This window comes from Mycobacterium sp. E3305, assembly GCF_001666785.1.
GTDB lineage: Bacteria > Actinomycetota > Actinomycetes > Mycobacteriales > Mycobacteriaceae > Mycobacterium.
Genome location: NZ_LZJA01000217.1, coordinates 1 through 2,793 on the forward strand (window position 1 = coordinate 1; position 2,793 = coordinate 2,793).

Below are 2,793 nucleotides of genomic sequence, written 5' to 3' on the forward strand. Positions count from 1 at the left end.
CTGCTCGACCATCGCACACGGAACCGTTTGATGGCCGACGATGCCGAGCTGATGCGGCACATGATCTCCGATGGTGACACCGCGGTCCGGCGATCCACGCAGTTTCTCGAACCTTACGTGCGGGCCGCGCGCGAGCGCGGCGAGGTGGGCACCGGCGTCGACGTGAGTGCGGCCAGCGAATGGCTGGCCCGCATCATCTGGTCGTTCTCGACCGTCAACGAGGCCCAGACGTTCGACATGTCCAAGCCGGACACTGTCCGGCGCTACGTGGAAACGTTCGCCATCAACGGGCTTCGCTGAAGGACTGAGCGGCGTCGCTCAACTAAACAATAGATGTACTATTGTTCTCCGATGTCGAATGGCTTTCGACACTGGATTCTCGATCGGTGGTCAGCGCATGGGCGAACGGACATTGGCCGGCAAGCGGGTCGTGGTGGTGGGCGCATCGGCCGGGATCGGGCGGGCGTTCGCCGTCCGTGCCGGCAAGGAGGGCGCCGACCTGCTCATCGCGGCGCGCCGACGAGACCGTCTCGACGAGGTCGCCGCCGATGCCGGCTGCGGCGCGGCCATCAGCGCGGATGTGCGTAACGCTGACGATTGCGCGCGGCTCGCCGATATGGCCCGAGCGAGCCTTGGTGAAATCGACCTGCTGTTCATCTCGGTGGGGTACGCGCCCTTGAGAATGTTCGCCGACACTTCCGTCGACGATTGGACGGACGTGATGCAGACCAATGTCGTCGGCGTGCATCAAGTCATCAAGTGCTGCCTGCCGGTGCTCGCGCCCGCCGCGATCGTCAGCGCCCTGTCCTCCGAAACTGTCGGCCAGCCACGGACCGCGTTGGGCGCCTATTCCTCCAGCAAGGCCGCGCTATCAGAAAGCCTGAATGCCTGGCGCACTGAGCATCCCGGCTTTCGCTACTGCTGTGTCACCGTGGGTGGCACCGTTCCGACGGAGTTCACCGCGGCGTTCGACCCCGGGCTGCTCGGCGTGGTCGTGCAAGATTGGGTGGCGCGCGGCCTCTTGCAAGAGACATTGATGTCGCCCGCCGACGTCGCCGACATGCTGGCGGGAACGTTCGCCAGCGCTTTGAACTTTCCCGCCGTCGGCCTCGAGCAGCTCGTAATTCGTCCACCGTCGTCGCCGCGTCGCGCCGTGACGGTATGAGGCCGGCGACGAGAGGGTAGTGATGCCAACGCAAGTCGAGTCGGCGTGGCCCGATTACCCCGATTACCGGATCGAGGCGACCCCGTGTCCATACCGGGGTCAGGTGTGGTTTGGTGACGTGCTCGTTGCCCAGAGCGACCGGTGCCTCGTGGTGACCGAGACCGACCACGAGGACCGCTTGTACTTTCCCGAATCCGACGTGCGGTGGGAGTTGTTCCGCCCGTCGGATCACAGCACCGTCTGCCCTTTCAAGGGCCGGGCGAGTTACTGGAGCCTTGACGGGGCGGATTCCGGCGTCGAGAACGTCGTGTGGGCCTACCGCACCCCGTTGCCAGAGGTCGCAGCGATTGCGGGACACGTCTGTTTCTACGACGACGCGCTGCGGGTGGTCGTCGTCGAAGAGTGGCCGGACGGCTCAAAGATCCCTGCGACGTTCCCGCTATGGGGAGACGCCGACGAGCTGTGCAGAATCATCGACGTGCAGCAGGTATCCGAAAGCGGGTTCGTCGGGCCAGCGCACGGGCCGACGCGTCGCAATGTCGTCGAGGGTGGCCAGCTGCTCGGCGAGGCGATCGTCGCGGCGTCGAAAGCGCTTCCCGGGCAACGAATCACGTCGGCATCGATGATCTTCGCCAAAGCGGCTTCATTCGACGCGCCCGTGGACCTGTCCGTCGATGTGCTTCGCAGGGGCAGATCGTTTTCATCGGCCGAAATACGCATCAGCCAGGGCGGGGTGCTGCGTAGTGCGGGCTTGGTGCTTGCGGACTCCGGAGCCGGCGACGTCATGCGGCACGTCGAGGCCATGCCGGCCGTTCCGGGGCCCGACGAGGCGGTGTCGTTTCCTGGCTTCGGGATGACCGGCCGCGAGATCCGGGTGGTCGATGGGGCTTACGATCCGGATCCCGATCGGGTGGGCCCGCCGATCATCAACGTGTGGGTGCGATTCCGCGATGCGCCGCCGACCCCTTACCTGCAGACGGCGTTGCTGGCCCAGTCGACGACGCATTGGACTATCGCCGCGGGTATGTTGCCGCATCCGGGTTTGGGCGAAGCCCGCGCGCATGCCACCTTGTCGACCGGAATCATGAAAGCCACCATCGCGTTTCACGACGACGTGGATGTTACCGACTGGCTGCTGTACACCAACCACGCCTTCTGGTCGGGACGGGGGCTTGTGCAGGGCGACGGCCGGGTGTTTGCCCGAGATGGACGGCTCGCCGCGTCGTACACGATCCAGGCGATGGTGCGTGAGTTCGCGACCGAGCCCGCGGCGATGGGCCGCGACAGCCGCACGGCTATGTGATGGGCAGGTGAAATTCGCGACCGCGTCAGCGCAGGCCGTTGATCGCGAATTTCTCGACGTAGCGGCGGACCGTGGCCGGCTTGGTCATATCGAAGGTCAGACCTTGATTGACAGTCGAAAAGGAATAGATGATTCTCGCCAGCCATTCGCTACCGGCGGTCACGTCGACTCCGGCGCCGACCTCGCCGCGTTTCTGGGCATCGCGCACGTAGGGTTCGAGGAACTTTGTGGTGCGGCGGACGGCGGCATCGCCGTCGGCGACCATGTGGCGCATCAGCTCGGCGTCATCGGCCATCAGCCGGTTGCGAGTCCGATGGTCGAGCAG

General features: G+C 65.3%; 3 protein-coding genes and 1 pseudogene. 3 read left to right on the top strand and 1 reads right to left on the bottom strand.

What is annotated here, in order from left to right:
- The 3 genes and pseudogenes from A5701_RS20300 to A5701_RS20310 all read left to right on the top strand — a co-directional run.
- Positions 1-300: pseudogene (locus A5701_RS20300) on the top strand (TetR/AcrR family transcriptional regulator); the annotation flags it as partial.
- Between the two features lie 58 nt (positions 301-358).
- Positions 359-1,165 carry an SDR family oxidoreductase gene (locus tag A5701_RS20305; protein WP_231972860.1) on the top strand — a complete coding sequence of 269 codons (807 nt, stop codon included), beginning with the start codon at positions 359-361 and terminating at the stop codon, positions 1,163-1,165.
- A 22-nt stretch (positions 1,166-1,187) separates the two neighbouring features.
- Positions 1,188-2,468 carry a DUF427 domain-containing protein gene (locus A5701_RS20310; protein ID WP_067757907.1) on the top strand — a complete coding sequence of 427 codons (1,281 nt, stop codon included), beginning with the start codon at positions 1,188-1,190 and terminating at the stop codon, positions 2,466-2,468.
- A 25-nt stretch (positions 2,469-2,493) separates the two neighbouring features.
- Here A5701_RS20310 and A5701_RS20315 read toward each other — a convergent pair whose 3' ends face one another.
- Positions 2,494-2,763 carry a hypothetical protein gene (locus A5701_RS20315; protein ID WP_231972861.1) on the bottom strand — a complete coding sequence of 90 codons (270 nt, stop codon included), beginning with the start codon at positions 2,761-2,763 and terminating at the stop codon, positions 2,494-2,496.
- Positions 2,764-2,793: the final 30 nt, after the last annotated feature.

What these genes read in the sequence shown, in the direction of transcription:
- A5701_RS20315 (WP_231972861.1), bottom strand. Translation starts at nt 2,763, where the DNA reads ATGGCCGATGACGCCGAGCTGATGCGCCACATGGTCGCCGACGGCGAT.
- A5701_RS20305 (WP_231972860.1), top strand. Translation starts at nt 359, where the DNA reads ATGGCTTTCGACACTGGATTCTCGATCGGTGGTCAGCGCATGGGCGAA.
- A5701_RS20310 (WP_067757907.1), top strand. Translation starts at nt 1,188, where the DNA reads ATGCCAACGCAAGTCGAGTCGGCGTGGCCCGATTACCCCGATTACCGG.